The 236-nt window shown below is 48.3% G+C and carries 1 protein-coding gene; it reads left to right on the top strand.

Features of this window, described 5'->3' with window-relative positions; genetic code table 11:
- Positions 1-236, top strand: a 236-nt coding sequence (locus tag RG959_RS24925; protein ID WP_342799377.1) for a DUF72 domain-containing protein, incomplete at both ends; no start/stop codon positions are given.

Genomic DNA, 236 nt, shown 5'->3' with positions numbered 1-236 from the left:
CCATGGTGCTGTTTCAATTTCCGGCTTGGTTTGACTGCAAGAAGGAGAATGTCGCCTATTTGAGATGGTGCAAGCACCAAATGGGAGATATCCCTTGTGCGCTTGAATTCAGAAACCGTTCCTGGTTCTCGCCGCCATTTTATGAGCAGACGCTTTCATTTATGATAGCGGAAGGCTGGATTCACAGTGTCTGTGATGAAACGCAAATCGGAGAAGGCAGCGTTCCGACTGTGTTG

Origin of the sequence: Domibacillus sp. 8LH, from assembly GCF_038806185.1 — a bacterium.
Lineage (GTDB): Bacteria > Bacillota > Bacilli > Bacillales > Domibacillaceae > Domibacillus > Domibacillus indicus_A.
The sequence above is the reverse complement of the archived record's forward strand: the minus strand, read 5'-3'. Positions and strand labels throughout refer to the sequence as shown.